The organism is Corynebacterium glucuronolyticum DSM 44120, assembly GCF_030440595.1.
Taxonomy (GTDB): domain Bacteria; phylum Actinomycetota; class Actinomycetes; order Mycobacteriales; family Mycobacteriaceae; genus Corynebacterium; species Corynebacterium glucuronolyticum.
The window spans coordinates 312,255-338,066 of the sequence record NZ_CP047452.1; the positions used below are offsets into that span (position 1 = coordinate 312,255).

General features: G+C 62.0%; 22 protein-coding genes and 1 tRNA gene. 12 read left to right on the plus strand and 11 right to left on the minus strand.

Annotated features, from left to right (window positions below; translation table 11 throughout):
- The first annotated feature begins 30 nt into the window (after positions 1–30).
- The 5 genes from CGLUCO_RS01425 to CGLUCO_RS01445 all read left to right on the plus strand — a co-directional run bounded on the left by CGLUCO_RS01425 (position 31) and on the right by CGLUCO_RS01445 (position 10,475).
- On the plus strand, positions 31–1,611 hold the full coding sequence (locus tag CGLUCO_RS01425; protein WP_084036025.1) for a SpaH/EbpB family LPXTG-anchored major pilin: 1,581 nt from the start codon (positions 31–33) through the stop codon (positions 1,609–1,611).
- A gap of 79 nt (positions 1,612–1,690) precedes the next feature.
- Positions 1,691–2,593 carry a class C sortase gene (locus CGLUCO_RS01430; protein ID WP_084036026.1) on the plus strand — a complete coding sequence of 301 codons (903 nt, stop codon included), beginning with the start codon at positions 1,691–1,693 and terminating at the stop codon, positions 2,591–2,593.
- Complete coding sequence (locus CGLUCO_RS01435) at positions 2,550–3,245, plus strand: LAVTG motif-containing sortase-dependent surface protein (RefSeq protein WP_084036027.1); 696 nt, start codon at positions 2,550–2,552, stop codon at positions 3,243–3,245. The genes CGLUCO_RS01430 and CGLUCO_RS01435 overlap by 44 nt, the downstream gene beginning before the upstream one ends.
- The gene (locus CGLUCO_RS01440) at positions 3,242–9,358 is read left to right on the plus strand and encodes a DUF5979 domain-containing protein (protein ID WP_084036028.1); all 6,117 of its coding nucleotides are present in this window, start codon (positions 3,242–3,244) and stop codon (positions 9,356–9,358) included. Before CGLUCO_RS01435 ends, CGLUCO_RS01440 begins: the two co-directional genes overlap by 4 nt.
- 85 nt (positions 9,359–9,443) lie before the next feature.
- Positions 9,444–10,475: an aspartate-semialdehyde dehydrogenase gene (locus CGLUCO_RS01445; protein WP_005390882.1), complete on the plus strand. Its 1,032-nt coding sequence runs from the start codon at positions 9,444–9,446 to the stop codon at positions 10,473–10,475.
- Between the two features lie 17 nt (positions 10,476–10,492).
- Here the strand turns inward: CGLUCO_RS01445 and CGLUCO_RS01450 are convergent, their stop codons facing one another.
- The 8 genes from CGLUCO_RS01450 to CGLUCO_RS01485 are packed head-to-tail and all read right to left on the minus strand — an operon-like array spanning position 10,493 to position 16,936.
- Positions 10,493–10,828, minus strand: a complete 336-nt coding sequence (locus CGLUCO_RS01450) for a hypothetical protein (RefSeq protein ID WP_084036029.1) — start codon at positions 10,826–10,828, stop codon at positions 10,493–10,495.
- 5 nt (positions 10,829–10,833) lie between these two features.
- Positions 10,834–11,343, minus strand: a complete 510-nt coding sequence (locus tag CGLUCO_RS01455; protein WP_005390880.1) for a sigma-70 family RNA polymerase sigma factor — start codon at positions 11,341–11,343, stop codon at positions 10,834–10,836.
- A 3-nt stretch (positions 11,344–11,346) separates the two neighbouring features.
- Positions 11,347–11,688 (minus strand): Na+/H+ antiporter subunit G, encoded by a 342-nt coding sequence (locus tag CGLUCO_RS01460; protein ID WP_084036030.1) that lies wholly within the window; start codon positions 11,686–11,688, stop codon positions 11,347–11,349.
- On the minus strand, positions 11,688–11,948 hold the full coding sequence (locus tag CGLUCO_RS01465) for a monovalent cation/H+ antiporter complex subunit F (protein WP_084036031.1): 261 nt from the start codon (positions 11,946–11,948) through the stop codon (positions 11,688–11,690). Before CGLUCO_RS01465 ends, CGLUCO_RS01460 begins: the two co-directional genes overlap by 1 nt.
- Positions 11,941–12,393 (minus strand): monovalent cation/H+ antiporter subunit E, encoded by a 453-nt coding sequence (locus tag CGLUCO_RS01470; protein ID WP_084036032.1) that lies wholly within the window; start codon positions 12,391–12,393, stop codon positions 11,941–11,943. The genes CGLUCO_RS01465 and CGLUCO_RS01470 overlap by 8 nt, the downstream gene beginning before the upstream one ends.
- Positions 12,390–13,835 carry a monovalent cation/H+ antiporter subunit D family protein gene (locus tag CGLUCO_RS01475; protein ID WP_084036033.1) on the minus strand — a complete coding sequence of 482 codons (1,446 nt, stop codon included), beginning with the start codon at positions 13,833–13,835 and terminating at the stop codon, positions 12,390–12,392. Before CGLUCO_RS01475 ends, CGLUCO_RS01470 begins: the two co-directional genes overlap by 4 nt.
- Positions 13,836–14,273 (minus strand): sodium:proton antiporter, encoded by a 438-nt coding sequence (locus CGLUCO_RS01480; RefSeq protein WP_084036034.1) that lies wholly within the window; start codon positions 14,271–14,273, stop codon positions 13,836–13,838.
- Entirely contained in the window at positions 14,270–16,936 is a 2,667-nt protein-coding gene (locus CGLUCO_RS01485; protein WP_084036035.1) for a DUF4040 family protein, read from the minus strand. The genes CGLUCO_RS01480 and CGLUCO_RS01485 overlap by 4 nt, the downstream gene beginning before the upstream one ends.
- Positions 16,937–17,028: 92 nt before the next feature.
- On the opposite strand from CGLUCO_RS01485, the gene CGLUCO_RS01490 reads away from it, so the two are divergent.
- On the plus strand, positions 17,029–18,393 hold the full coding sequence (locus CGLUCO_RS01490) for a membrane protein (RefSeq protein ID WP_005396245.1): 1,365 nt from the start codon (positions 17,029–17,031) through the stop codon (positions 18,391–18,393).
- Positions 18,394–18,876: 483 nt separating this feature from the next.
- Here the strand turns inward: CGLUCO_RS01490 and CGLUCO_RS01495 are convergent.
- Both CGLUCO_RS01495 and CGLUCO_RS01500 read right to left on the minus strand, forming a co-directional pair.
- A tRNA-Pro gene (locus tag CGLUCO_RS01495) sits at positions 18,877–18,953 on the minus strand.
- Positions 18,954–19,017: 64 nt separating this feature from the next.
- Positions 19,018–19,878 (minus strand): metallophosphoesterase, encoded by an 861-nt coding sequence (locus CGLUCO_RS01500; RefSeq protein ID WP_005390862.1) that lies wholly within the window; start codon positions 19,876–19,878, stop codon positions 19,018–19,020.
- Positions 19,879–19,902: 24 nt separating this feature from the next.
- Between CGLUCO_RS01500 and CGLUCO_RS01505 the strand changes: the two genes are divergently transcribed.
- Positions 19,903–20,346, plus strand: a complete 444-nt coding sequence (locus CGLUCO_RS01505) for a GatB/YqeY domain-containing protein (protein ID WP_084036036.1) — start codon at positions 19,903–19,905, stop codon at positions 20,344–20,346.
- On the opposite strand, the gene CGLUCO_RS01510 is transcribed toward CGLUCO_RS01505, so the two are convergent.
- Positions 20,343–22,658 carry a transglycosylase domain-containing protein gene (locus tag CGLUCO_RS01510; RefSeq protein ID WP_169305135.1) on the minus strand — a complete coding sequence of 772 codons (2,316 nt, stop codon included), beginning with the start codon at positions 22,656–22,658 and terminating at the stop codon, positions 20,343–20,345. The two genes, CGLUCO_RS01505 and CGLUCO_RS01510, sit on opposite strands and share 4 nt — an antisense overlap.
- Before the next feature lie 193 nt (positions 22,659–22,851).
- On the opposite strand from CGLUCO_RS01510, the gene CGLUCO_RS01515 reads away from it, so the two are divergent.
- The 5 genes from CGLUCO_RS01515 (at position 22,852) to CGLUCO_RS01535 (ending at position 25,610) form a co-directional block, all read left to right on the plus strand.
- Positions 22,852–23,196: a WhiB family transcriptional regulator gene (locus CGLUCO_RS01515; protein WP_005390856.1), complete on the plus strand. Its 345-nt coding sequence runs from the start codon at positions 22,852–22,854 to the stop codon at positions 23,194–23,196.
- Positions 23,197–23,354: 158 nt separating this feature from the next.
- Complete coding sequence (gene sp36 / locus CGLUCO_RS01520; RefSeq protein ID WP_143336837.1) at positions 23,355–23,522, plus strand: Sp36 family protein; 168 nt, start codon at positions 23,355–23,357, stop codon at positions 23,520–23,522.
- Complete coding sequence (locus CGLUCO_RS01525) at positions 23,523–23,945, plus strand: RidA family protein (RefSeq protein ID WP_005390852.1); 423 nt, start codon at positions 23,523–23,525, stop codon at positions 23,943–23,945. It abuts the gene before it with no gap.
- Positions 23,946–23,956: 11 nt separating this feature from the next.
- Positions 23,957–24,760, plus strand: coding sequence for an MBL fold metallo-hydrolase (locus CGLUCO_RS01530; RefSeq protein WP_084036037.1), 804 nt, complete (start codon positions 23,957–23,959; stop codon positions 24,758–24,760).
- 97 nt (positions 24,761–24,857) lie between these two features.
- Positions 24,858–25,610, plus strand: a complete 753-nt coding sequence (locus CGLUCO_RS01535; RefSeq protein WP_232621905.1) for a pentapeptide repeat-containing protein — start codon at positions 24,858–24,860, stop codon at positions 25,608–25,610.
- Positions 25,611–25,812 lie beyond the last annotated feature (202 nt).

A 25,812-nucleotide genomic window follows, 5' to 3' on the forward strand; every position in this document is an offset into this window, starting at 1 on the left:
TCGCTATGCAGTTATACCGATGGAGATGACATGTACAAGTTAAAGAAAATGGCAGCGGCCGTAGCAGCGTCCGCCCTCATCGCCACGGGCACCGGGTTTGCAACCCCCGTGGCTTTGGCGCAGGGAACCGCCACGAACGAGACCGCCGTGGCCCCCGCCGCAATCCCCGCCACTGGCACACTCACCATTCACAAGGTGATCGGGGAGGCAAACAAGAATGTGCGCAGCGATGGTACGCAAAAGGACGTTAAAGGCGAGCTGGGTAACGGCATCACATTCACCGTGACCCGCCTGGGCACGGACGCCAACACCCCGATCGACCTCACCACGCAGGACGGTTGGGCCGCCATCTCTGGTAAGCAGATGAAGGGCACGGCGCTGCCGGAAGGCCTGGTTAAGACCTCCACCGTCAAGTCCAAGGCAACCGAGAACGGTGTCGCCAGCTTCGAGAGCCTCCCTGCAGGCATCTACCTCGTCGAGGAGCCTGCAAACCAGGTCACCTCGGAGGGTCAGGCCGTTGTCGGCTCCGCCCCGTTCCTCGTCACCGTCCCGATGACGGATCCGAATGGCACGGGCTGGCTGGATACTGTCCATGTCTACCCCAAGAACCAGGTTGTCCAACAGCCGACGAAGCAAATCACGGAGGTTGAAGGGACCCAGCCGGGTGTCAATATCGGTGAGAACATCGCCTACACCATTGAGGCACCGATCCCGACGGCGAACAATGCCGACGGCGACAAGGTGCTGCCTGCCTCCTTCACCGTCACGGATAAGCTGCCCGCAGGTCTGGGCGCTGCCACGAACATTAAGGTGAACCTGGACGGTACGTCCCTGACTGCTGACCAGTTCACTGTCATCCCCGGCCAGGTGGGTGACCAGCACACCGTCCGTATCGTGGTGAAGCCGAGCACGCTGACCGATAAGACAGACGGCGTCAAGCTGACGGTCTACCTTGAGGCTCCGGTAGAGAAACTGGACAAGGCCCTCAACAACACCGCGTGGGCAGTGCCGGAGGACTTGTCTTCCGCAGACCCGACGTGGGATCCGGCAAAACCCGGTGACAAGGGGCCGCAACCCGGTACGAGCACGGGCGATAAGGAAGCAAAGGCCACCTTTGCTGATATCACGATCACCAAGAAGAAGGCGGGTGCCGAGGATAAGCTCGCCGGAGCCAAGTTCCAGCTCTACCGCTGTGAGGGCGGTGCCAAGATTGGTAACCCGATCAATGTGAATAAGGCGAACACGTGGGAGACCGGCGCAGACGGCACGGTGAAAATTAGCGGGCTGAGCCTGACTACCGCCAATACCCAAGGCACGATCACGAACCCGTGGGATAACCAGGGCGATTCCTTCTGCCTGGTGGAGTTTAAGGCACCAGACGGCTACGCACTGCTGTCCAAGCCGGTCGTTCTTGACACGATCAACGACGAGGCGCTGAAAACCACGTCCCAGGACGATAATGTGCTGGTCACCCCCACCATCGAGAACGCGGCCGATGCGGGCATCCTCACCCGCCTGCCGCTGACCGGTGGTATGGGTATCTGGCTCATCCTGGCCGCTGGTCTCGCGATGATCATCGTCGGCCTTGCCTACTCCCGCAAGCGCGTCTAACAGTCGCACGAAAAGCCTGCTTGCGCTGTGACCTGATCAGAGCGTGAGTTTTGGGAAAGGAAATGGAAAGGGTCACGCCGTGGCACACGCAATTAAAACGCGCGACGAGTCCGCTAAGACTCAGCCGTCGCGGCGTGACCTCATTCCCCTCCTCCTGGTGCTGCTCGGCATCCTTGTCATGTGCTACCCCGTTATCGGCACGTATTACAAGAATGTGCAGCAGTCGCACGTGGCGGACGCGTACCGGCAGTCTGTGACCTCCAACCCGGAGGATTACACGCCGCTGCTGGATGAGGCGCGACGCTATAACCAGGAGAATACGGGCGCCCCGATCCTTGACCCGTGGCTTGCCCGCGTGAGTAAAGACAACCGTCCGTATCAGGACTATTTGGAAAAACTGAATCCTACTGGGAACCCCGCCGAGCCGATGGCGGCGTTGGCGATCCCCTCCATCGAGTCGGTTCTTCCCGTCTACCACGGGACGGATCCCTCCACGTTGGAACACGGTGTCGGCCACCTGTACGGGTCGGCGCTGCCCGTGGGCGGTGACGGCACGCATACGGTGCTCACCGGCCACTCGGGTTTGACCAACGCGACGCTGTTCGACCACCTGGACAAGGTGAAGGTGGGGGACAGGGTGTTCCTGACGGTGTTCGGTGAGCAGCTTGCCTACGAGGTGGATGCTATTGATGTGGTGCTGCCGACGGAGATCAGCTCCCTCCAGCCGGAGGATGGCAAGGATCTCCTCACGCTCATCACGTGCACGCCGTACGGCATCAACTCGCACCGCCTGTTGGTGCGCGCCCACCGGATTCCGCTGGATCCACAGGAGGCCGACGAGGCTTTCCAGTCCCAGTCCAACTGGCAGTGGTGGATGACGCTGGTCATCGCCATCATTCTCATCGCATTACTACTACTTGCATTAAGGAGGCGGAAAAATGATAAAAAAACTGGCGCCCATCGCGCTGGCCGCCGTCCTTAGTGCTACCCCGATTGTCGCCGTCGCCACCGATGTCACGGTGGAGATCGACCCCGGCAACCCCTACAGCCAGACGGCGCAGCCCCCGACGGAGAATGTGCTCGTGACACTCACGGGGCCGGTGACGCGCTCGCAGCGCACGGTCTCTGGCAAAACAACGTTTTCTGAGCTTCCCGACGGCTCGTACCAGCTCACCTTCCCCGAAACGGAAGTCTTTGCGAAAGGTCGCTTCGACCTTCCCTACATCGACCCGGTGCGAAACAAGCCCGCCGATGAGCTCATCGTGAACCCCAAGTTCACGCCCGGCACCATCAATCCAAGCATCATTGACAAAATCGCCACCATCGTCGGCATCCCCCTCGTCGGAGGCATGGTGTATCTGTGGCTCGCCGCCCTGGGCCTCGTCCCGGGGCTTAGCCTGCTCTCCTCGGATAAGACGCAGGCCCCTGAACCTGCTGCGGAGCCCCCGGCTACCGCCACCCCCGCTCCGCCGCAAACGCAAGCTCCGGCGCCGGGGTTACAGGACACCATCCGTAGAGGTTTGGCCTCCACCGGCGCGAACGTCTGGTGGGTCATGGCCCTCGGCCTGGCCATCATCCTCGCCGGTTTGATCCTCCTCATTGCCCGCCGTAAGAAAGAAAGGAACGCACAATGACTCGTCGCACATGCGCCAGCATCGCCGCTGTGATCATGCTTGTCCTTTCGGTGATCGGCGTGCCGTTTACTGCCCAGGCCCAGCAGCCCGCAAGCCCGCGGTTTGGCGCTACCCAGGTGTGTGCGGCAAACCCGGTGGGCCCCCAACCGCTTAAGGGGTTGGCGGTGCTCATTGACATGGCGAGTACCGGCACGTACCGGTACAATATCAACGATGATTACCTGGATGAGCTGCGGGATCAGCTGCGCACCCTGATCTGGGACTATAGCCAGCGTGGTGGTGACTTTGTCACCGTGTACACGTTTGCCACGCAATCGCCTCCTCAATTCACAACCGATTTTGTGAGCAAGTGGGAGGCTCAATTCTCCAATATCCGCAAGGATCTCGACTCCTCTACGGCGGCAACGATCAATTGGAATCCCAGTAATGACAATTTCTATTCGGTGCTCCCTCTCAAGGGGAGAACTCCGCCAATTAGGCAAGAACGACAGCTCCACCATCACAACTGGGAAGCAGCGATGAACCGCGTGGTGGCAGACCAGCAGGCCGGGTGGATGTACACCGATGTGATCAATATCGTCGGCATGGGGCCCACTGAGAGCGAGAATTCCGCTGATAACCCCACGGCATTTTGGCTTGGCCCGCCAAAGACAAGAGCTGTGGATTACTTCGCTTACATGGAGAGCAAAAAGAAAGCTGAACAAGGCGGGGCCGTGATACAAACTGTGGGTATCACCCCGTCTATTTATGATAACCAAAATTATCAGTGGTGGTCAGAGGACACGAAAACAGAGGTGAAGGATCCCCGGCTGCCAGTAAAAGCTCACGATTTACTTCATAAGGCTTCTTCCTCCGGCACTTACACCGGCTCCGGTATCTACGGGAAATTCATGGGAGGACTCAACGCACCGGTACTTCTTCCTGGGGAGCCCTCGTGGGGTGGAAATCCGCACCTGAGGGGTGGCGGGCTCCCGGGTTTAGACAAAGTGGCGCGCACCTGCCTCACACTTTCCGTGGGGATTGATGATGGCTCGGGTGGGGTAACGCTGGACACCAGTAAGCGCGAATTTGACATCACCTCACCTGTGAAAACATCATTTGATGCGGATCCGGCAGCGCCCTACACAATTACCTCCGAAGGCGGGTTCGCCTCGCTTCCATTAGCGTATCGTGTGCAAGATTTCTCAGCCACCCTGCGTAGCGTTGCCGATGACCTTGCCACCGACACACCACCGGTGTGTTACGCAAGCGATGACGGAACAACGTGGACCCCACTCGATGTGGGGGACTCGCGTGGAATATCGCTGGCGTTGACCGTGCCCAAAGCGAAGAAAATCAACTGCCAATTTACGGTGCGGAAAGTTACCTCGGTACAGCTGGAAAAGGTGGTGACAGCCGATCCAAACATCCAAAACGAGCTGGATAGTGACCGCTATGGGCAGTACCACCTTGCCTACAAGTGTGTTGACGAGAAATCGGGTTTCACAATCGAAGGCCTGTTCTCGCCGGTGCGGAGAAATCGCTACGATCAAGACCACAACCTCATTCCGCCCCTGGAAGGCGATGTGCAACTCCCGGCGGCGCTTCCTCAACAGGTTCCTATTGGCGCCACGTGTACCATTACCGAGCTTGAGCCACGCATCAGCGAGGGGTACTTCAGCGTGGGTACCACGTGGGACGTGACGGGTGGAAGCTCGGTGGAAACGTCTCAAACAAGCTCGTTCCCAGTGGCCACCGTGCGGGAAAGGGAGCCCGTGGGAGAGTGCGGCCTGACCTCGTGCGAACGCACATGGGTGGATAGGGATACCACCGCTTCCACGCACAACCCCACGGTCACCTTCACCGTGAATAAAGACGCGCACGTCCGTGCGGTGAACACCTATAAGTCCCCGAAAACCTTGTTTAAAGCGTCGGCAAGCGTGAAAGAGCCAGACAAACTGGGGAAGGACCTGCCGTCGAGCGTGGACATTACCTACTCCTGCCGGTACATCCCCAGCGCGGACAAGCGGCCCGAAATCGCCGCCAACCCCGAGCAGTATCCCGTGGTGGTGGGCAGCGGCAAGAAGCCTGTGCCCGTCAGCGCCGACGGGCACGTGGAAGCCACGCTGGGCGAGTTCCCCGTGGGCACCCAGTGCGAAATCAACACCATTGCCGCGAGCGGCAGGAAGGAAGACCCGCTCATCCCCGGGTACTCTCTCAACACCGCATGGTCCTCCCGCTCGTGCATGAAGCAGCAGCCAAGCGATCCTGGCTACACGCCCGCCGCGCGCGAATGTAAAGCCAACTACATCTACGCCTACTCCACCGGTGACGGTGGCGCGCCCATTGCCACCGAGATGGTCGACGGCACCCCGATGGACGTGCACGCAGTGCACGCGGACCTCACCTTCACCCGAAACACCCGGGCCGTAGGCGTGACCAAGAAGCTTGCGGGGAGGGCCGCCAATGATGTCTTGAACAAGACCTTCGACGCGACGCTTACCTGCGTGGACCAAAAATACCCGGAGACCGTCACCGCAAACCACACCCTGACGCTCACGCCCAACGCCACGCAGAACCTGGAGGTTCCCGTCCGCTCAAACTGCACGGTGGCCGAGAAGCCCGAGAGCCCCGCGGGAGCAGACAGGCTGACGATCACCCCGCCGCCCAGCCAGAAGGTGCCGGTGGGGATTGAATCCTCCGACCCCATCGCCGTGGACATTACCAACACGGTGGAAGACCGCTACGCCACCTTCCAGTGGACGTACAAACCCACCACCGACCCGCTGGATGATCCTCTGCCCGCAGAGACTCTGGACAAGATCAACGCCCTGCCCATGGACTTCAGCACCACCTGCCTGCTGCCGGATAACACCTCCTTTACGGTGGAGAACAAGGCGGTTATGCCCAATGACACCTTCAGCGTGGACGTGCCGCAAAGTGAGGCGGGATCGCGCTGGATCACCGGCCAGGGGCTGCCCTATGGCACAAAGTGTCGCACCACCGGCACCGCCCCGGACATGACGGGCGTGGAAGCCCAGATCAGGCCCCCGGCTAAGACAAACAATTTGGGCAAGGAAATCACCATCAACGGTGACGAGACAAACGATGCCACCGTCGTTTTCGAGCGCAAGACCACCTCGCTATACATCACCGTCAACGATTCCCAGCCACAGGTGGATGACGCGGACTACTACATGCCGCCGACCTATGACCTCGATGTGGTCTGTTCCCTCAACGGGGCCAGCAAGCAGCACACGTGGTACACGGTCACCCCGGAGAATCCGACGGTGCGTGTCGACGGCATCAACGAGGGCCGGACCTGCACCATCACCGTCACCGACCCGCAGGATGCGAAGTGGAAAGAAGTGTTTAACCGGACCACCACGTTTACCACGGGTCCACCGGCAAACATTCGGATGTCCATTCCCGCGAGCCCGGATGACAACCCCGCAGACGGGGTGAGCGTCACCGGAACCGACAACTCCGTCTCCTTCAGCGGTGAAATCTACGTGGGTAACGGTGCGGCGACCCTCCAGGTGACCCACACCTACACTCCCGCGACGCAGAAACTCACGGTGAATAAGGAGTTCAGCGCCGTCGATGACACGGGGGCTACAGTAGATGGCCGCCTGGCCACGGCGATCTTCGGTGCCGCCCCGTCCTTCCCAGCAACCGTCACGTGTACGCGCAACGGGGAGAACGTCAGCAGCCTGGGCGTGACACTTGCGCAGGGCGCGCCCGCCACCGTCGATGTCCCCGTGGGCGCCGAGTGCACTGTTGCCGAGACCCCCACCGCCTACCCGGCAACCGGTGCCCCCGAGGTCACCTACGATGGCGCGCCGAGTGCTACGCCGTGGACTGTGACACGGGACCAGGATAAGACCACCACGGTCAAGAACGCCTACACGGTGAAAACCGGCAGCGTGAACCTGAAAAAGAAGGTGGACGGCACGGGCGTGCAGACCGTCAACGGCGGACGCAAGTTCAAGGTTGACTACCGATGCACACTGGGCGAGTGGGAAAAGACCGGGAAGTTTGAAACCACCCGCTTCGATAGCGCCCCTGACTTCGCCGTCACGGGCGTCCCGCAGGGGGCCGACTGTACCTTTACCGAGGATCCCGCGACTTCCCGGAACCCCGAGGACACCTCGGGGCCGAACAACACGGGCGACCCGAAAAAGGAAAAAGATGCCTACTACTCGCACTGGGAGACCCGGTGGAACGTTACCCAGGATACCCTAGGTTTTGCCACCGAGCAGCTGTGCTCCAGCTTGAGCAACTGTTCCGTGGCCTCAACACACGAGGCCCAGGCGCACTTTGCCATAGCTAAGCCTGGCTTCAACGGCACGGTGGTGCTGTGGAACACCTACGATTACACCAAGGTACCGCTTGAACTGGAGAAGAAGCTCGGTGGCGACGGAGTGCTGCTCAACCAGCACGGCAAGCTAGGGGATTTCGTGGTGGATTACTCCTGCACCCACCCCTCGTGGGCCACCTCGGGGCTTGCTGAAAAATCGTTCATCCCGGACCCCACGATCAGCGGAACCGCCAGGTTCCCAGCCGGCGGCGGCACCGTCACGGTGGATAAGCCGATTCCCGGCAACTTCGTGTGCTCCGTGAAGGAACGCCAGGTGGATTCCTTTGGTGGAACGGTCACCGTGGGCTACGAGGGGGCTAGCGATGTGCAGCTTGCCTCCAGCGGCGCCCCGGGCATGGTCAACGATCAGGCGCAGTTCATGATCTCCAAGGAGCTGGCGAAGTCGAGCGAGAAGAAGGTGCAGCCGGACGGCACCCACGAGTGGATAAGTACGGGCACGCAGAAGATTTCGCTCACCAACAACTACGAGCGCCCTCGAGCCCCGTTGTCGGCGCAGTTTGGGTACCTCACGGGCATGGATGGAGACGTCTCCCCGTGGATCACTGACCCGGACGGTGGTGTCAACGCCACGTGGGAATGCACCGACCCGGACATGCCGGAGGTGAAAACAAGCGGCACCACGAAGCTCACGCCCGGCGCCCCCGCTGAGCTTAACCCGACGCTGGTGGTGGGTTCTGCCTGCACGCTTTCTATAGACGCTCAGGCCAAGGTTCCCGCCGGCCCCGCAGTGACGGTGACCGAGACTAAGAAGCAGTACGGTGGCGATCCCCTCGTCGAGCGCGGGCGAGTGGACGGCGATAGCCTGCTTTCCCTTGTCGCGGGCGCAAATCGCGTCGATGTGGAGGCCTCCTATGTCGTGCCGCAGATCAACCTCTCGCTTCACAAGGAGGTCGTCGGCGACGATGCCAAGGAAATAATCGGCGCGGACCACAAACTGCCGTTCACCTACACCTGTGATTTCCACAACCTGGTGGGAAGCCAGCCTGAGCCCTTCCCGGCCACCGGAGAGTTTGGCCTCACGCGCGGAGGGAGCTGGGATCAGACGGTCCCCACCGGCAGCACGTGCACCGTGACGGAATCGGCACCACCGGCGGAGCTTGCCGCAAGGCTCGCTGCCGGGGGGCGGAAGATGTCCCCGTACACCGTGGTGGGGGAGACAAACGTGCCCGGCGGCCAGGTGGCTCTCAACGCGGAGCGCCCCTCGGTGACCATGGTCAACGCCATCTACCGCGCTGACGCGGAGGTGCAGGTGCAAAAGGTGCAGGCTGATCTCACGACGGCCCTTGAAGGCTCCCAGTTTGCCATCTACGAGGCGACGCAGGACGGCATGGCGGCAACGCCGGTGGCTACGATGGCCTCCGTCGCCGGCGAGGCCGGAAAACCTGGCCCTGCGGGCCGGTTCACCGCGCGTCTCAAGCCGGGGACGTATTACCTCGTAGAAACCCATGCTCCTGCGGGCGCGGCACTGCTACCCGGCGCGTGGAAGTTCACCGTCAATGCGGTCAACGATCCGAAGCGGGAGTTCGCGGATCTGCAGATCGAGCTGGCGGCCAGGACAGAGAACTCTGGCCTGGTGACGATCACGGAGGCGAAGCCCGAAGCTGGTAAACCAGCGATGATCCAGGTAGCGAATATTCTGCAGGGCAAGCTTCCGTTGACGGGCAGCTACGGCGTGTTCTGGTGGATCCTCGGCGGTCTGGTGCTTATCGGCGCAGGTCTTGTGTGGAGGCGCCGGTCAAACGAAAAGCACTAAACCTGGAGAAACCACTAGAAACCACTAGACACAGTGGAGCGATGGGCTAGAATAATGGGAAATTAATCCCACAGGAAGGAACGCTATGACCACTGTTGCTGTTGTTGGTGCTACCGGGCAGGTTGGGCGCGTGATGCGCTCTATTCTGGAGGAACGCAAGTTCCCGGCTGATAAGGTGCGTTTCTTCGCCTCCTCCCGCTCTGCGGGGCAGACCCTCGAGTGGAAGGGGGAGGACATTGAGGTTGAGGACATCGCCCAGCAGACCGTCGAAACGCTCCGCGGCATCGACATCGCCGTGTTCTCCGCCGGTGGCGCGGTGTCCCGTGAGTGGGCTCCGGTGTTCGCCGAGGCCGGCGCGACGGTGGTGGACAACTCCTCCGCATGGCGCAAGGATATGGACTGCCCGCTCATCGTGAGCGAGGTCAACCCGGACGATGCGCACAACACGCCGAAGGGGATCATCGCCAACCCGAACTGCACGACGATGGCTGCAATGCCGGCTCTCAAGGCGCTTCACGACGAAGCGGACCTTCGTGTCCTCCACGTCTCCTCCTACCAAGCGGTTTCTGGCTCCGGTCTCGCCGGCGTGGAAACGCTTGCCAAGCAGGTCGCGGACCTCGGCAACCACAATGTTGAGCTCGCCCACGACGGCTCTGTGCTGCAGCCCGACGATCTTGGCCCCTACGTCAAGCCGATTGCGTACAACGCCCTCCCGTTCGCCGGCAACCTTGTCGACGACGGCTCTCTTGAAACTGACGAGGAGCAGAAGCTCCGCAACGAGTCGCGTCGCATCCTCCACATCCCGGACCTCAAGGTCTCCGGCACGTGTGTCCGCATCCCGGTCTTCACCGGCCACCTGCTCACGGTCCACGCCGAGTTCTCCCGCTCCATCACCCCGGAGCGCGCAAAGGAAATCCTCGCCGATACTCCCGGTGTCAAGCTTGTCGACGTCCCCACCCCCCTCGATGCGGCAGGCATCGACGACACCCTCGTGGGACGCATCCGTCAGGACCAGACCGTCGACGACAACCGTGGTCTCGTTCTCGTCCTCGTCGGCGACAACCTGCGCAAGGGCGCAGCCCTCAACACGGTGCAGATCGCTGAGCTGCTTGTCTAGCTAGCCAACAACCTCTGTTACGCCCCCTGCTGGTCCCCACCAGCAGGGGGTATCGGCTCTATGGAGCGAAGGAGGAGGATGAACCCTGTGCCAAGCATGAGGCCGACACCCGCCGGCCGAAGATCGGTGATTCCGATTGCGGTGATGGCAAAGAAGACGATCGCGACGCAGAGTGTCTGCAGCTGCGGTATGCAGCGTGACTGCTTGTTCCTCCAGGCGAATCCAGCGCCAATAAAAACCAATCCGAAAGCGCCGAGAGTTAACAGGTCAAGACCGTGTTGTGCAATGTCTATTCCGAGAGTAAAGACACCAAGCACAATGATGAGAACGGTGAGGGAATGCAGGTTCTTCACGGCTTCTATCCTATGAGATCCTTGCGGGCGCGGGCGACGCGGGAGCGGATGGTGCCCACACGGACACCGGCGATTTTGGCGGCCTCCTCGTAGGAGTAGCCGAGGACCTGGGTCAGAACGAGGGCCTCGCGGCGTTCCGGGGGGAGGCTGTTGAGGAGCAGGCGGACGTCGACAAGCTCAGACCACTCGGGCGGGGTGGCGTGCTGGACGTCCTCGTACTCGGTGGAGGACTTCTTGGGCCGTGACTGCTCGTGGCGAATCTGATCGATCCACACGCGGCGGGCGAGCGTGATGAGCCACGTCTTCGCCGTGGAGCGCCCCTGGAAACGGGGGAGGGCAGAGATGACGCGCAAGTAGGTTTCCTGCGTCAGGTCGTCGGCTTCCGCGGGGGAGGAGAGGTGGGCGAGGAGCCGCCACACATCTTTCTGGGTGAGCTTGATGAACTCGGTGAGCGCCTCCCTGTCGCCCTTGCCCGCCGCGAGGGCGAGGCGCGTCACGAGATCATCTTTGTCCATGCCCTAAATCATACGGGGGTCGTCCTCCAGCTCATGCTGAGTGGGGTCCTCGTTACGCGTCGAGAACAGAGCCCTGCCCATGTAGAAGCTGGAGACGGAAGCCACAACAAGCATGCCGGTGATACTGAGCACGGCACGCACGGTGTCATTGGGGTCGAAGCCGTCGGTGACCCAATCGTGCAGCAGCTTCGCCATGAGCAACACGGGAATCGCGATACACGTGGTGGGGCCGAGGACGTTCGCGCGGGTGAGCGCATCCGGTGCGACCCAGATCGCCCGCGCCGAGGCGAGCGCCATGAGCCCCGCGAAGATGACGGCGATGCCGACAATGATTTCGGTAATCATTAGCGCCTCCCCTGGGACAGGATCCGCGCATTACTGACAGTGGTGATGAGCCCGAGCAGGGCCGCCAGCAGCGCTACCTCGTAGATGATGGAGGTGTCGGAGATGAACGTCCAGATGACGTACATTCCCACCATGCAGTAGAACACGAGGTCGCTGACCACGGCTCGCGACCGGTCACCCTTCTTCAGCATGAGCGCCAGCGTGGCAAGAAGCGCCACGGCAAACATGCCCATGCCGATGTACATGACAACGTTAAACATCTGTCTTCCTTTCCCGCTCACCGTAGGCTTTCGACGGTCCATCGAAGGTCTCCGTCGGGCCGTAGTTGTCGTCGGAACGCCCAGCGATAAGCGTCGAGCGCAGGGGGTTGCCAGGCCCTTGGCCGGGGGCACCCCGGTCCAGGTCCTTCACTGCGGGGTTGAGGCGTTCCTCCATCTCCGCCAGCCCCGCGAGCACCTCGTCGGGGTCCTGGCCGTACACGGCGTGGACGTCGAGGAACCCGTCGTGGAAGCCAAGGGACAGCGTGCCCGGTGTCATGGTGACGGAGGTGGAAAACGCCGCCAGTTCGCGCTCACTCGTGATGCGCAGCGGGTAGTGCACCACCACGGGCTTGACGTTGGGGCTCGGCCGCAGCATGTCGACGGCGATGGTCACGCCACCGACGATGACCTGGCCAATGAGCCAGAAGAAGTATTTGATACTCATACCACTCCAATCGGGTCGGGGCCGAGGACGGCCTCAGAGTAGGTTGCGACGTCGAGAAGCGAGGCGGCGGCACCCTGCACCCAGTCGAAGACGAAGCCTGCGCCGAAGAACATGGCGAAGCTCACGGCGATGAGCGCAGCGCCCGGGGCGATCAAGGCTCCTACGCGCGCCTCACGGGGCGCGTTCTTCATCGGCGCACCCCAGAACGCCTCGCGGTAGGCGCGCAGCATAGAAAGCAGCGCGCCGAAGGAGGCGATGATGATGATCGCGATGACGAAGTACTGCTCGGCGCGGGCCGCCTCGAACACGACGAGGACCTTGCCCACAATGCCGGACAGCGGTGGGAAACCGACGATGGAGAACGCGCCGGCGGCGAACACGAACGCCGTAAGCGGCTCGCGTTCCTGCAAGCCCGACAGTTTCTTCAACCGGTCGGTGCCGTAGGCTTCCTCCACCGCACCAGAGGTGAGGACGAGCGAGCCGATGGTCACCATGTGGTGCAGCGCGTACATGATGCCGGCGGCGAGTGCACGCTGCGGATCGTGGGTGCAAAACGCGAACACGATGAGGATGAACGGCATGCCGTTGACCATCTGGTAGCCGATGATGCGGCGCAGCGTGTGCTCACCCAGGCCACCGAAGCCGCCGATAAGCATGCTCGCCACGCACACGGTGATAATGAGCCAGTTCCAGCGGGCATCCATGTCGAACACGACCACCCAGATGCGGAACAGCATGTACACCGCCACCTTCGTGTGCAAGCCGGAGAAGAGCCCCATGACGCTGGCAGAGGTGACCGGGTACGTGCGCGGCAGCCACGTGTGCACGGGGAACGTGCCGGCCTTGGCGCACAGCGCAATGACGATGATGGCCAGGGGGATCGGGGCGACCTCACCAGCACCGGCAAGTGCCGCCAGGTTGGCGGTGCCCACTTGGCCGTAGAGGAACGCGACGCCCGCGAGCAACAGCGTCGACGCGGACAGGTTCACCAGCACAAACACGCGCCCGGCGCGCAGCCTGTCCCGTCCGCCCTGCATGGCCAAGAGGCCGTAGGACGGCAGGAGCATGACCTCAATGAACACGAAGAAGTTGAAGAGATCAGCGGTGAGCAGCGCGCCGTTGACACCCGCAATAAGCATGAGCGTCAGCGCCGGGTAGAACCGCTGCTTGGTGGTCTGGAAGGCAAACCAGTTCGCGCCGAGCGCCACGATCGCAGTGGTGGCAATCATGATGGCGGAGAATCGGTCGGCAACAAAGGGGATGGCCACGCCGCCGACGTACAAACCGGTGGAGTGCGCCACGGTGCCGTAGCCGTACAGGTAGATCGCCGCAGGGATAAGTCCTGCGGGGACGATGAGCTGCAGGTAGCAGCCGAGTGCGGGGAAGATCACCGCGAGAGCGGAGGCCGTCAGCGGGACGGCGAGGAAAAGCAGAATCAGCATTTAGGCTTCATCTCCTCTCTTAACGTCGCCATCGCTTGCAGTGGCGACGCCCCCGCTTGCGGTGTCGACATTGTCGCTTGCGACAGCGACAATGTTGTTTGGAACGGCACCATCTTCGACTGCACCGTCGCGCTTCTTGTCGCGCTTGGTGTCATCGTTGGTGCCGAGCGCTGCCAGCGTGAGCATGAACGCGGTGACGGCCATGGTGATGACGATGGCGGTCAGCACGAAGGCCTGTGGCAGCGGGTCGGCGGCATCCTCAATCGGCGTGGAGCCAAACGGTTGGCCGCGCCAGGCGGGGACGCCGGCGGACAGGATGATGAGGTTCACCGCGTGGCTGATGAGCGTCATGCCGAACACGATGCGCACCATGCCGCGTTGGAGGACGAGGTACACGCCTCCCGCGATGAGGATGCCGATGGTCAGTGCGATGATCATTTCTTCACCCCCAGGTTGTTGATGGCTGCGGTGATCATTCCCAACACGGCGAGGTAGACGCCCGCGTCGAAGATCATGGATGTGGTCACGTGCTCACCGAGGATGTGACCGTGGATGGCGTAGAGGAACGAGCCGTGCGTCATCCCGATGTAACCCGAGGCGAGTGCGACGAGCATGCCCACACCGGTGAGGATCGCCGGTGTGTACGGGCCGGTGACGGGCTTTTCCGTGCCACCGCTCAGGTACATGATGGCGATGGCGGCGCTTCCCACGAGGGCGGCGATGAAGCCGCCACCCGGGTCGTTGTGGCCGCGCATGAAGATAAACAGGCTCAGCACGCAGAGGATGGGAACGAGGTAGCGGCGCAGCTGCATGAGCGGCACGGCGTTGGCGTCCTCAAACCCGAACGGGCGGGTGACCACCTCCGGCTGGCGGGGGATGGAGGACACGACGGCGGCGATGACGACGCCGGCCATGCCCAAAACGGACAGCTCCCCGAGGGTATCCAGGGCGCGGAACTCCACGAGGATGGTGTTCACGATGTTGTCGCCACTGGTGATGTCCGGGGCATTGTGCAGATACCACTGGGACAGTTCCGAACGGCCGGTGCGCCCGTACAGTGCCCACACGGCAAGTGTGGCCGAGCCACCCATGAGAACAGCAAGGATGGCGGCGCCCCGCTTCCTCCGCAGGGAGGTGGGTTGGAAGCGTGGCGGCTGGTGGCGGATGGCCAGCATGATGATGAGGACGGTGAGGATCTCCACAAGGAACTGGGTGAGCGCCACATCCGGGGCACCGAGTGTGAGGATCTGGAACGTCGCCCCCACCCCGGCGGTGCCGAGCAGGAGGGCACCGGCCAGGCGGGTCTTTGCCACCATCGTCAGGCCGATGACGCTGACGAGCACAATCACCAACGGAATAATGTCCGTCCACCGGTCGGTAACAATCCGCTCACCCAGCGGAGGCCCGAAGGCGACCGACCCGCCCGCCAGTGCGACGAGCATGACAAACACCCATGCCAGGTGGCGGGTGGGCGACAGCGAGTTGGCCATCTCTGCGGCCACCCGGCCCCACTGGGTCAGCCACTGGACAACAGCCTGGAGCGCCTGGTTACCGGAACCGGGGAAGAGCGAGCGATCGTCGACAAGCGCCCAGATCCGGCGGCGGTAAACCAGGGCGACAACCCCCAGGACCAGAACCACCATCGAGATGAGGAACGGCACCGTCACCCCGTGCCAGAGCGCGAGGTGCTGTTCCTCGCCGGTGATTGCCGTCAGTGGCGCGTCGAAAAGCCCGAGCGTGAACGGCAAGACGATCGACAGCGCGCCGGGGAAGGCGGCGGGAAGCCACAGGGAGACCGGGGCTTCGCGGGCCTCCGACATGTCGCGCGGGCCGTCGACGAACGCACCGAAGACGTAGCGGGTGGAGTACACGAATGTCAGCAGCGCGCCGACCGCGCCGGCCGCCAGCAGCAGCGGGAACGGCTCGAACGCGGTGAGCATCGCCTCCTTGGACACAAAGCCCATGAGCGGCGGGACGGCGGCCATGCTGGCGGTGGCGAGGACTGCGCCACCGAAGGTGAACGGCATCCGCCGCCACAGGCTGCCCAGCCTGCGCACGTCGCGCGAGCCGGCCTGGTGGTCGACGACACCGACGAGCATGAACAGCGAGGACTTGAACAGCGCGTGCGCGATCGTGTGGACCACGGCCGCTGCGATCGCCCCGGTGCCGATCGTGGCGACGATCCAGCCGAGGTGGCTCACCGTGGAGTAGGCGGTGAGCTTCTTCAGGTCCGTCTTCTGGATGGCGAAGAATGCCGACATGATGGCGGTGCCCATGCCCACCACCATGAGCGTCACCGCCCACACCTGGTTACCCGCGAACACGGGGCTGAACCGGATGAGCAGGTAGATGCCGGCCTTCACCACCGCGGCGGCGTGCAGGAACGCCGAGACAGGCGTGGCGGCGGCCATCGCCTCCGGGAGCCACAGGTGGAATGGGAACTGCGCGGCCTTGGTGAACCCCGAGCACGCGATGAGCAGCGCGAACGCCGTTGTCAGGCCGGAAGATTCCCAGGCGGGCGAGGCTACAATCGCCTCAATATTCGTCGTCCCCGTCACCGCCACGGCGATGCCGAGGGCCGCCAAGAGCGTCAGCCCACCGAAGAAGGTGAGTATCAACGTGCGCGATGCGCCCTTTTCCCCGGCGGAGCCCGATTGGGCGATGAGCAGGAAGCTGGCGATGGAGACGAGCTCCCAGCCGACGAACAGCACCACCACATCGGCGGCGAGAACGAGGATGAGCACGCTGAGCGCGAAGCCCGTCATGAAGATATAGAAGGAGCGCGGCTTGTCGTCCTCATGTAAATAGGCCGCTGAATAAAGCAAAACGACGCCACCGATCCCCAACGCGAGTAGCGCGAAGGTGAGGCTCAGGGCGTCGCCACTAAATCCAAAGGTTACATCTTGGCCGGGGCCGGCAAGGTCCCGCATCCACGTCCAGCCGATGTCCCGGCGGGTGCCGGAGAACACATCGGGCGCGACAAAAAACGCGCCTACCAGAAGCAGTGTGCCGAGAAGCCAGCCGGCTCGTCGTTGCAGAAGTTTGACGGCCACCGGCGAGAGGACAAACGCGGCGGCCGCCAAGCACAGAGCTTGAGTCACAATGAAAAATCCTTACTGTTTTGTAGGTTGCTACCTTACCAGTCGGTGTGGCGTTACCCGAACCGGAATTGCCTTTACTACCTTTATCTTTTATGAAAAGGCTCCTGGCACTACTCCTCCTCATCCCGCTTGCGGTTGGCACTTTTTTCGCCACTGACCTGGCATCCACGTGGAGTAAAGAGGAAGAGGGCGCGCCCGTCCCCATGGTCTCCGGCGCGGATCTCGTCCCCGCCCGCCGCGCCGCCGGCGAGGCCTCCACGCAGGCCGACTTCGTCAAGCGCGGCACCCAGGAACTCCTCGATGGCTCCACCAAGCTTTCCGACGGCATGGGGGAACTGTCGTCCGGTGCCTCCACCGCCTCTAGCGCCGCCACCCAGCTCTCCCAGGGAATGACGCAGCTGCAGGCCGGCACCACCCAGCTTGCCGATGGTGCCACCCGCGTCGCCGACGGCGTCGAGGAGGCCGTGGGCTACGTCAACCAGATCGGGATCATCCAGCAGCAGCTCCTCACCATGATCGACCAGACCGACGCAGACCTGGCCAAGAACCCGCTTCCCGACGCCAAGCAAGCTCGCGCACGCCTCGCCGAGGTACGCCCCCAAGTGGAGAACTTCCAGTTCGATGCCACTATCGTCGACCAGCTCGCAGCGCTGCGCTCCGGCTCCCGCGAGGTGGCAAACCAGCTGGGCAAGAACGGCTCCCAGTACCACGACGGCATCTACACCGCCACGCAGGGCGCGCAGCAGCTCGCCCAGGGGCTGGGCCAGCTTGAAAGCGGTGTCAACGAGGCGAAAAAGGGCGCCGATGACCTCAAGGCCGGTGCTGAGCGTGTCGATGGCATGGCCCAAAAATCCACCGACAATATCAAGGGCACAGCCAGGGCCATCCCCGTGCTCCCCGTGGTGAACGAAGAGGAAAACGAGAAGCCGGACACCTTCCTCCCGCCGCTGTACGCCTTCCTCGTCTCCCTCGTTGTTCTCCTCGCCGCCGCTTTCGTGGGGCTCACCCGCCTGCCACTGTGGTGGAAGGTGGGCTCCAACGTGGCGATCGTCGCCCTCGGCATCATCCTTCTCTGGCTGCTGAGCACCGCCGTCTCCCCGCTGGCACTTGTCGGCATCGCCCTCGTGCTGGCCCTGACCGCCGCCGTCGGAACCCTGTCCGCTACACTGCTGACCCGCTACTTTGGCCAGATTGGCTACGGCATCGTGCTGGCCGGCGCGCTGGTGCAGGCCGGGATCACCGGTTGGGTATGGGAGTCGCTGACCTCCGGCGGCGCCGCCCGCTGGGCGCAGGCCCTGGCCGGCATCATGCCACTGAACTATCCCACCGCCGCCATCACCGCGCTTGGCAACGGTGGCAACCAGGTCATCCTCTGGACCGGCATCGCCGTCCTCGCAGCACTTGCCGCCATCTCCGGTGGCCTCATCGTCACCACGCGCGAGGAGCAGCTAGCGTAACCCGCTCTGTGTGCCCCAATGCGGCCCAAGCCCCGCCAACCATTCGGGCATCGGAACCCGTTGGGCCACAAATGGTGCGTGCCCCGACCCGAATGCGGCCCGGGCATATCCGATCACCAAACAAGTGGAAATTCATGGGCCGTAAAGGGGGGAGAGATCAGTGGAAACAGAATCTTTCAAAAAGAAAGTCATAGCTCGAACCGGAGCGGGCGAGAAAATCTACATTTACCAAATTCCGGATAGGGGACAGGGGGTTCACCGTGCATGGAACAGGACAGGAAAAAGACTGAGGATAGCTATGAACGCATCCAAGCCGACGATGCAGTGGACGGGGAATTAGTCGATCCTGAAACTCCCATCACCTACGGGGATGTTCAGCCAGTAATCGGGGCATAATCATTCGGGGCCACTTGAAAATGGGTCGGGCTACGAAGTGTAAGAAAAGTAAAACCCCTCCGAGCTGAAAGCCCGGAGGGGTTGTCTTGGTCGGGATAACAAGATTTGAACTTGCGACCTCCTCGTCCCGAACGAGGCGCGCTACCAAGCTGCGCCATATCCCGTAGACAAGAGAATATAGTAGAGCACACCGGGTGAATTGACCAAAACGCCAGGTTAACCCGGGAGTTATCCCATGTGGATCAGCGTTGCCGCCGGCGGGCACCACAGGCGCACGGGGGCGAACTTGGCGGTGCCGAGGCCTTCCGAAACATGCATGTACATGTCGCCGAAGCGGTGCAGCCCCTTGGCGCGTTCCCTGTCGATGCCGCAGTTGGTCACAATCGTCTTCCCGCCCGGCAGGCAGATCTGGCCGCCGTGGGTATGGCCGGAGAGTGCCAGCTGGTAGCCGTCGGCAGCAAACTGCTCCAGCACGCGGGGTTCCGGGGCGTGGAGGAGCGCGAGCTTGAGTTCAGAGCCCTCGTGCGGGGGACCGGGGTACTCGTCCAGGTCGTGGTGGGGATCGTCGACGCCGCCAATGGAGACGTTGATGCCGCCGAGTTTGAAAGCCGCGCGGGCGTTATTCACGTCGTGCCAGCCGTGCTCCACGAGGACGGAGCGCAGCGAGCGCCAGTCGTTTTCCTTTTCGCTTACTTTTCGTTTCCTGCCCAGCAGGTAGCCGAAGGGGTTGACCAGGCGGGGGCCGAAGTAGTCGTTGGTGCCAAAGCAGAATGCGCCGGGGAACTGCAGGAGTGGGGTAAGTGCCTGGATGGCGTCGGGAAGCCCCTTCGGGTCGGAGAGGTTGTCGCCGGTGTTGATGACGAGGTCGGGGTTCAGCTCGGCGAGGGAGTTGACGAAGTCGATCTTCTTCCTTTGCCCGGGAAGCATGTGCAGATCCGAGATGTGCAGGATGGTGCACTTGGGTCCGGGGACGGATACCTCGCGGAGCTGAAAGTTCGTGAGCTCCGAGTATCCCCAGGCGAGGAGTGCCCCGCCGGCGACACTGGCGGCTCCTGCGGTTGCGAGGGCAGCAGGCAGCAACTTCTTCATAGGTATAAGACTACGCTAGCGACTATGAGTGAATTGAAGGATCGTATCCGTAAAGAAATGACCGCCTCCATGAAGGCCCGCAACAAGGAGCGCACGAACACGTTGCGGATGCTCGTGTCGGCCATCGGCACGGAGGAGACGCAGGGTTCGAAGCATGAGCTTACCGACGATCAGGTGCTCACCGTCGTTGCCCGCGAGATTAAGAAGCGCAAGGAATCTGCCGAGATTTACGAGCAGAACGGTCGCCCGGAGCTCGCCGAGAACGAGCTGGCCGAGGCGAAGATCCTTGCCGAGTTCCAGCCCGAGCAGCTTTCCGACGACGAGCTTGCGTCCCTGGTGTCCGAGGTCGTCGCCGAGAACCCGCAGATGGGTCCCGCTATGAAGGCTGCCAAGGTCAAGGCCGGTGGCCGCGTCGACGGCAAGCGCCTCAGCGAGGCCGTCCGTGCCGAGCTCGGCAAGCTGAGCTAGCCGAAGTTTTTCAGAAGATCGTCCACGGCGTTTGCGAGTTCCTCCAGGTCCTTATCGGAGGGGCCAGTGGGCGCCTGCGGGGGCGCAGCGGGGGGCACCGGAGCACCCGTGGGATTCGGGGCAGATGTCGGGGTCGGGGCGGCGCGCGTGCCGTCGGAAAGCACGAGGGTGACGGCGGCACCTGCGTGGGCCAGGCCGTCGAAACGCGCGTAGAGGGCGCGCTCCTTGGGGGTACCGTTACCGGGCGCGTAGGTGACGTTCGAGATAGCGTAGCCCGCGTCCTTCAGCCGCTTGGTGGCCGCTTCCTTGCTTAGGCCGCCGACCTCCGGCAGGGTGGCGGTGCCGGAATTGTAGCGGGCATCCGCCTTCGGCAGCGTTCCGCTCGTGGCGGTGGGCGTCTGGTTGGCCACGTTCACCCATGTCGCCGTGGCCTCCATGCCACCGTAGAGGGTGCCGTCCTGGCACTGGCGCAGTGGTGCGGTACACAGCGGGGTGTTGACCTGGCCGTCGTTGAAGATGTAGGTGGAGGCGGCGAAGCCCGTGTTGAAGCCGAGGAAGGCGCTGGACTGGTGCGTTTCCGTCGTGCCGGTCTTCGAGGAGGCCGTGCCCTGCCAGTTCATCGCCTTGGCGGTATCGGAGGCCGTGCCCTTGGTGAGGTCGTCGGAAAGCGCCGTGGCCAAAGCGCCGGCGGCACCCGGCTCGAGGACATCCTCGCAGGCGGGGACATGCAGGTCAACAGGGGTGCCGTTCTCGGTGATGGAGGCAATCGGGTTCGGCTCACACCAGCGGCCGCCGGAGGCAAGCGTCGCCGCGACGTTGGTGAGCTCCAGCGGGTTGACCGGCGTCGGGCCGAGGGTGAAGGAGCCGGAGTTGTGGTCGATGACATCCTGTGCGATGCCCTCGTCCTTGTAGTTGCGCAGGCCGAGCTTGACGGCCATGTTCACCGTGTCCTCCACGCCGACGGTCTCGATGAGGTTCACAAACGTCGTGTTCGGCGATTGCGCAAGCGCCTCCCGCAGCGTCATCTGCGGCTTGTAGGTGCCGGCGTTTTCCACGCAGTACATCCCGGGCGGGCAGTTCTTCGCGCCACCGAAGCCCATGCCGGACTTTTCCACGCGCACGGGGACGGGCAGCACCGTGTCGATGCCGATGCCCTCGGTGAGTGCCGTGGCGGCGGTGAAAATCTTGAACACGGAACCCGCGCCGCTGCCGAGCGTCGAGGCCGTCAGCGGCAGGACTGTTTCGAAGTTATCGGCATCGAGCCCGTACGAACGGGAGTTCGCCATGGCGAGAACCTCGCGCTTGTCGCCGGGGTTGATCACGTTCATCGTCTCCGCCACGCCGGGGGTCTGCGGGTTGGCGAACTGGTTCACGCTCTGCTTGACGCGTGCCTGCATGGCCGGATCGATGGTGGTGTGGATTTCGTAGGAGCTCTTCGTCAGCTCGTCGGTACTTAAGCCCTTGCTGTCCAGGTATTCCAATACGTAGTCGCAGAAGAAACCGAGGTCACCGGCGGTGATGCAGCCCTGGGGGAGACCAACGGGCTCAGGCAGGACACCGAGTGGCTCGGCCTGGTAGCCGGCGAGTGCCTCGGCGGGAATCTTGCCCGAATCCGCCATCGTCTGCAGCACCGTGTTGCGGCGCTCGAGTGCGCCCTCCGGGTTGGCGTACGGGTTGAGGCCGGAGGTGGACTGCACAACGCCTGCCAAGAGGGCCGCTTGCGGGACGGTGAGTTGTGCCGCCGAGGTGCCAAAATAGGTGCGCGCTGCGGCTTCGATGCCGAAGGCGCCGTTGCCGTAGGGCACGATGTTGAGGTAGCGGGCGAGGATCTCGTCTTTGGGGAGGTTGTTGTCCAGCTCGCTGGCCATCTTCATCTCGCGGAGTTTGCGTGCGTAGCTTGTCTCCACGGCGGCGGCAGCTTCCTCCTCGGTGTCCGCGTTGACCAGGTACATGTAGTTCTTCACGTACTGCTGGTCGAGCGTGGATGCGCCCTGGCGGACGCCGCCGGAAAGCACGTTGGTGGCCATCGCGCGAAGCGTCCCGGTCCAGTCCACGCCGTCGTGGTCGTAGAAGCGTCGATCCTCGATGGATACGATCGCGTCCTTCATCGGCTGGGCGATCTTGTCTGCGGGGACATCGAAGCGCCGCTGTTTGTAGATCCAGGCGATGGGGGTGTTCGCGTTGTCGTAAATCGTGGTCACACCGGGGGCAGTGCCGTCTGTGAGATCGGCGAGTCCTGTTTCCATGGCCTCCTGCGTTCGGGCCGCAGCGATCCCTGAAAGGCCAGCCACGGGGGCGAGGGCAAGCGCCATGAGCGCACCGGCCACGATGATGGCGGTGACAATTTGGGCTAGTGAGGTTATTGCACGCACGCCTATACTCTAATGGGAGGTGTGACAAATGGGGGTAGCAACTGTTGAACAATGTTGTGACGTATTAGACAAGGTGCCTTCCTTGTGAATAGGCTAACCGTATAGGGAAGCATAATTGACAGGAGGATAGCGTATGACCACCTCACTTATCCGTCGTCGGCGCCGAAGCCCCTACCTCGTAGGATCGGCCCGTAAGTTCGATCCGGAACGTGGGAAGTGGATTACACAGGCTCGCTGCCGTGAGGGCGACCCCGACGCCCTCTTTGTGAAGGGTGCCGCCCAGAGGGAAGCCGCGCAAATCTGCGAAGATTGCCCGGTTCTGCTTGATTGTCGTGCCGACGCACTGGATAACCGCGTGGAGTTCGGCGTCTGGGGAGGTCTCACTGAGCGTCAGCGTCGCGCAGCCCTGCGGATGTACCCGCATGTGAAGAGCTGGGCCCGTTTCTTTGAGATGGGCGGCACGCTCGAAGATATCTAACGTGTTTTCGTGTTCCGCACTCGCGGAACCCCTCGCAGCGTCCTGCGAACAGCCCGGTGGTGCAGGCCACCGGGCATTTTGTGTACGTGCGGGTGGTCTGAGTTGCGCTGGGCCGGTGAGATGGGCGGGTTTCACCTAAGATAGGGGCTATGACTGACATGACTAAATGGGAGTATGCAACGGTTCCACTGCTTACGCACGCGACCAAGCAGATCTTGGACACGTGGGGCGAAGACGGATGGGAACTGGTGACGGTCATGCCGGGACCTAACCCTGAAAACGTTGTGGCCTACATGAAGCGGCCAGTAAGTGACAGTGAGGATTAAATGATTGAGTTGCCAGAGGTAGCCAAGCCGGTTGCCGCCTACACCCCTGCAGTCGTGACGGGTCATTATGTGTACACGTCCGGCCAGCTCCCCTTCGTCGACGGCGCGCTGCCGAAGACGGGCAAGGTGGGTGCCGAGGTCACCCAGGAGGAGGCCTACGACCTGGCTCGTACCGCCGCCCTCAACGCGCTGGCGGCGATCAATAACGAGGTTGATCTGGAGAAGATCACCCGCGTGGTGAAGATCGTCGGCTTCGTGAACTCCGCGCCGGGCTTCAACGCCCAGCCTGCCGTGGTGAACGGCGCGTCGGAGCTGATGGAGGAAGTCTTTGGTGAAAAGGGCGTGCACGCCCGTTCAGCCGTGGGCGTTGCGGAGTTGCCGATGGATGCCCCGGTTGAGATTGAATTGATCGTAGAGTTTTAAGGTCGACTTTCATGCAACATCCTGCGTACAGCCTTCTTCGTCCGGTGACTGAGTCCATCGGTGTGGTTCTGTGTCCCAATGCGGGCTATTCCTCCCTGGAGGGAACAAACTCGTGGGTGGTTCGGGCGCAGGGCGACCCGAACTCCATCGTCATCGACCCGGGTCCGCACGATGAGGGGCACCTCAATGTGTTGCAGGCCAAGGCGGATCACGTGGGGCTCATCCTCCTCACGCACCGCCATCAGGATCACGCGGGCGGCGCCGAGCGCTTCGCCCAGATGACTGGGGCCCCGGTTCGCTCGTTGGATCCCCGTTACTGCGTCGACGGTTCTCCGCTTGTCGACGGTGAGGTGGTCTCCATCGACGGTGTGACTCCTACTGTCGAGGTTGTAGCAACCCCTGGTCACACGGCCCATTCCACGTGCTTCTTCGTTCACGGCAAAGATGACAAGGTAGAAGGCATTATCACCGGTGACACGATCGTCGGCCGCCACACGTCGATGATCTCCGAAACCGACGGTGACCTGGGCCAGTACCTCGACTCGCTGAAGCTCCTCGTTGAGCGTGGCAAGGACATTCCGCTCCTGCCCGGCCACGGCCCGGATCACCCGGACACCGCCGACCTAGCCGCGCGCTACATTGAGCGGCGCGAGTACCGCCTCAAGCAGGTTCGCGAAGCGCTCGAGGAGCTCGGCCCCGATGCCAAGGTTCGCGACATCGTGGACAAGGTCTACGACAACGTGGACCCGGTTCTGCGCGATTCGGCGGAGCAGTCCACACGCGTGACGTTGCGCTATATCAAGGAACACGAGTAGCGGAGACGCAAAAACGCGCGATTGGGTGTTCCCAATCGCGCGTTTTTATGAGCGAATATGTGGCCCCTGACCACCATCTATCCGATAGACTGGTGCTGTGGTAACAGGCATGATGGAGGAGCGACTGGCGCGGATACAAAAACTATGGAATAGTAGCGATGATTTCACAAAGCTAGCCGCTGGTCTTGATCTCATAAATGTACTTGACAACCTGTGTCTGAGCGATAAATCGAGGAATTCTGACCTTTCCCATTCTGTTTTGGCTTTCCTCCTCGAGTGCGCAAGTGGCTCTGATGAGTCGAGGAACCCATGGCCGTGGATGAATCGCAAAGAATTGTTAAATCCCGTGCTCAATCGAATTCAGTTCCGTGATGGTAACCTCTACTGGACCGTAAAAGGAGAGGAAACGCAATTCGACAGATTAATAGCCCCGGATGAGATCCCGAATCGCTGGTTTAAAACAGGATTTGGTGGAAAGAGGTTTTTCGGTAGCAGCTTCATCGGAATATCGGCAGAGTCTTTATATTTTTCAAATTCTAGTTTTGACAGCGTTGTTTTCTCACAGGCTGCCTTTAAAAGCGTTCAAGCATTTAATTCTGTCTTCACAAATTGCACTTTTAATCCTTCATCGTTTAGCGGTTGTATTTTCTATAATTGCAGTTTTTTGCACTCGACCTTCGACAAAACGATGTTTTCGGGGACTTTGTTCCAATCCTGTGGCCTAGAATCGAGTGATTTCTCACGTGCATTTTTCGACGCAGAATGCTCCTTTGAAAGGCAAGAATACGTCTCCTGCGTACAAGCGAGCGATGCTGAGGCCCCGAATATGTCAAAAATGAGGCGGTGGTGATGGTTACTGGGGTGCTATGGCAGACAATACTAACAAACCTTTTGTCCTCTTCATGCCGTGTGCGGAGAACCGGAGTGGAGCAAGCCCTGGAGTATCTCGACACCATATTGTTGGGCGGCGATGCAGAGCAGATCAGTAACTGTGTGAGTGTGCTCGTTGCCTTCGCTAATTCCTCTTTTGGCTGCGCAGGATTTGATCCGAA